This is a genomic window from bacterium, assembly GCA_040756715.1.
Lineage (GTDB): Bacteria > UBA9089 > UBA9088 > UBA9088 > UBA9088 > JBFLYE01.
In genome coordinates this window covers 1-3,745 of the sequence record JBFLYE010000108.1, presented here as the reverse complement: position 1 = coordinate 3,745, position 3,745 = coordinate 1, and the positions used below count along the sequence as shown (strand labels likewise).

The window sequence follows — 3,745 nt, the reverse complement described above, 5'->3', positions numbered from 1 at the left end:
ATTGAGTATATTGCAGACTATGTTGCGGTTATCTATTTGGGAAAGATTGTTGAGAAAGGGCTTGTGGATGAAATTTTTGGAAATCCCAAGCATCCCTACACAAAATCCCTTATTTCTTCAATCCCTTCAAGCCATCCAAGGGAAAGGAGGTTTATCAATATCTTGCAGAGCGAAGAACGACCAAAAAAAGGTTGCCTATTTCATCCAAGGTGCCCGGAGAAAAAGGGGGTTTGTGAAATAGAGGAACCACCATTAGTTTCTCTCTCAGAAAACCATATTGTTTCTTGCGTATGTGTTTAGGTAGACAAGAACAAGATGGGAAAAATAAGCTAAACATATACCATTTTATCACCATTTATGCGGGATACTATAATGTTTCATCTTAAAGCCATAATCCTTAAGAATAAGATAAAAAGCATTCCCAAGGAGCATTCTTTGTTAAAAATTCTCTTTGTAGGCATTCTTTCTTCTCTCCTCCTTCTTTCTATATTCTTTCTTATCTACAAAGGGTGTATTTTTATTAAGGCCTTTCCCTTCGGAGAGCTTCTTATAGAGAGGGGTTTGTTTCTATTCTTTCTTACAATATTCTCCCTCATTATCTTTTCAAGCCTTGTAGCAGGTCTATCTACATTATATATCTCAAAGGAGGTCTTGTTGTTAAGAAGCCTTCCCATTCCCATATCTTCCATCTTTAATATAAAATTTCAAGAGGCAACCATCCTTTCCTCTTGGGCGCCCATTATCTTCTCTATCCCTATTGTTTTTGGATATGGAATGGCGATGAGCTCTCCATTTTTGATATACCCATTTGCTATCCTTGCAATTCCTCTGCTTACCCTAATCTCATCAAGTATTGGCACAGGGCTTCTCCTTATTCTCTCTTTATTTTTTCCCATAAAAAGGGGCTATATTTTAACACTTGGCCTTTTTCTTTTATCCATTCCCCTTTTCTTATTCTGCCTAAAATTTGGGATATTCAAGGAAACCCCGGATAAACCATTTGAATTCTTGGGAAGGCTTATTGAGGGAATGGCATTCTCAACCCATCCCTTTCTTCCCTCTTCCTGGTTTGTAAAAGGGCTAAAATTAGTAGAAGAAAAAAGCCGAGAAGCTATTTTCTATTTTTTTGTCCTCTTGACCAATGCATTGTTCCTTTTTACACTAACCAATAGCCTTGCTTTGCTTTTTTATCTTAAAGGGATGGAAAGGATAGAAAGCTCTGGTAGCCATTCGAAAAAAATGAACCTTTTTAGGCTTATAAGAGGGGCTTTTTTCTTTCTTCCCAAAAGAATAAAGGCATTATCTGCCAAAGACATTACCATATTTTTAAGAGACCCTATGCAGATTGCCCAATTCTTGATCTTCTTCGGGATAATGTTTATCTATATCCTTAACCTTCCAAGAACACCCTATCAAATTGATCTCCTTTATTGGAAATTTCTTATTCTTTTCTTAAACATTGCCGCCTTATCCCTGATTACCTCTACCCTTACCACAAGGTTTGTCTTTCCCTTAATAAGCCTTGAGGGAAAGAGGTTTTGGGTCTTAATGACATCGCCCCTTACAAAAAAAGCCCTTGTTATTGAAAAGCTTATTTTAAATACCTTTATATTTCTTGTAATTACAGAGATATTGATGGTTTTCTTAAATAAAATCCTTAAGACAGAACCTTATATCTCCTTTCTCTCCCTTATAATGATAGGGATTATGAGTATTGTTCTTGTTTCATTGTCTGTTTGCCTGGGTGCTATCTATCCCGATTTTAAAAAGGAAAATCCTGCCTCCATTGTCTCTGGCTTGGGTGGGACAATAAATGCCATTATAAGCCTATTTTACTGCCTATCTTCTATTCTTATCATAGCCATTCCAGCATCCTCCTATGCTCTAAATAGGCTTTCTTTGCTTATGATTATAAAAAGGCTTTGGGAAGAAATATGGTTTTTCCTTTTATTTTCCCTTCTTGTCTTTTTTGTTCCCTTAATCCTTGGGATAAAAAGGCTGGAAAAGGTAGAGGTATAAAAATTTTTCTAAACTTTTTTAAGAAAATGTCGTATAATATACAAAATGATAAAAGTAAAAAGGTGTTTGGTAAGCGTATCTGATAAAGAGGGAATTATTGATTTTGCAAAAGCCCTTAAAGAATTAGGGATTGAGATTATTGCCTCAGTTGGCACAGCAAAAGCCCTTAAGGAATCTGGAATCCCTGTATCCTCTATTGATGAGGTAACAGGGCATCCAGAGATATTAGGGGGTAGGGTAAAGACATTGCATCCGGTAATCTTTGGAGCAATATTAGCAAAAAGGGAGGAAAGCCATTTGTCAGAGCTTGAAAAGCAAGGGATAAAACCCATTGATATGGTGGTCTGCAACCTATACCCATTTGAAGAAAAAATAAAGGGCGAAATAAGTGAAAACCAAGCAATTGAGGAGATTGATATTGGTGGTGTTTCTTTAATAAGGGCAGGGGCTAAAAATTATAAATATGTAGCAACGATAATTGATAAAAGGCAATATGACGAGGTTATAAGGGTTTTAAAAAATAATTCTGGAATTCCAAGCGAATTTTCATATCATCTTGCCAAAGAGGCATTTTCCTACATAGCCCATTATGATAGTGTAATTTCTAATTGGTTTTTAAAGGAGAAATTTCCCGATATTTTAAATATCTCCTTAAAAAAGGCAATTCCTTTAAAATATGGCGAAAATCCACACCAGATGGCATCATTTTATGTCCAAGATAAGCCTTTATTTACCCAAATAAGTGGAGATAGCTTATCTTATAACAACATTCTTGACCTAGATTCAGCCTTAAGCCTTGCTTTTGAATTTGAAGAGCCAGCTTGTGTAATCATTAAGCATAACACACCCTGTGGTGTTGCCTGTTTTGAAGATGTCTATTCTGCATATAGGCTTGCATATGAAGCAGATCCTATCTCGGCATTTGGCGGAATTATTGCGATAAATAGACCCTTTTCTCTAAAAACAGCCGAAGCTATTTCAAAGACATTCTATGAGGGAATAATTGCTCCAGATTTTGAGGGAAATATAGTTGAATGGTTTAAGGATAAAAAAATAAGGCTAGTAAAGTCAGACAATAGCCTTAAGCCTTCAAACCACAGGTTTCGAGGGGCTTTAGGGGGAATTCTTGTTCAGGAAGAAGATAGAGAGCTTTATAAAAACCTTTCTTTTCCCACAAAAAAAAGGCCAAGCAATGAGGAATTAAAAGACCTTATTTTTGCTTATAAGGTTTGTAAGTATGTAAAATCAAATGCCATTGTTATTGCAAAAAACAAAAAAACACTTGGGATATGTGGAGGACAGACAAACAGGGTTGATGCGGTAAAAATAGCCATTGAGAGGGCAGGAGATAAAGCAAAGGGTTCTTATCTTGCCTCAGATGCCTTCTTTCCATTTTCAGATTCAATAGAACTAGCAGGAAAAGCGGGAATCTCTGCCATAATCCAACCAGGTGGCTCAATAAGGGATAAAGATGTAATAGAAAAAGCGGATTCATTTGGAATTGGCATGGTCTTTGCACATATAAGACACTTTAGGCATTAAGAAAAAGTTTAGCTTTAGCTAAACACTTAACACCCTTTTAATCTTAAAAACTTTTTCATCTCGCACTTGTTAATCTGGCAATTCGTGGTTTTTCTTTTCTCTTGCCCTTCTGGAAAGCTCATAAGACCTGTAAAGCTTTATGTGGGGATATTCTTTTTTAAGGTATGCCTCTACATTGGGATGG

Annotated in this window: 3 protein-coding genes; all 3 read left to right on the top strand. The window is 36.3% G+C overall.

The window, feature by feature from the left end; genetic code table 11:
* Nucleotides 1-300, top strand: a 300-nt coding sequence (locus AB1397_04100; GenBank protein MEW6482164.1) for an ABC transporter ATP-binding protein, incomplete at its 5' end; no start/stop codon positions are given.
* A gap of 57 nt (nt 301-357) precedes the next feature.
* A complete protein-coding gene (locus tag AB1397_04095) occupies nt 358-2,019 on the top strand; it encodes a hypothetical protein (GenBank protein MEW6482163.1) in 1,662 nt (553 codons plus the stop codon).
* Nucleotides 2,020-2,064: 45 nt separating this feature from the next.
* Entirely contained in the window at nt 2,065-3,561 is a 1,497-nt protein-coding gene (gene purH, locus AB1397_04090) for a bifunctional phosphoribosylaminoimidazolecarboxamide formyltransferase/IMP cyclohydrolase (GenBank protein MEW6482162.1), read from the top strand.
* Nucleotides 3,562-3,745: the final 184 nt, after the last annotated feature.

What these genes read in the sequence shown, in the direction of transcription:
- purH (MEW6482162.1), top strand. Translation starts at nt 2,065, where the DNA reads ATGATAAAAGTAAAAAGGTGTTTGGTAAGCGTATCTGATAAAGAGGGA.
- AB1397_04095 (MEW6482163.1), top strand. Translation starts at nt 358, where the DNA reads ATGCGGGATACTATAATGTTTCATCTTAAAGCCATAATCCTTAAGAAT.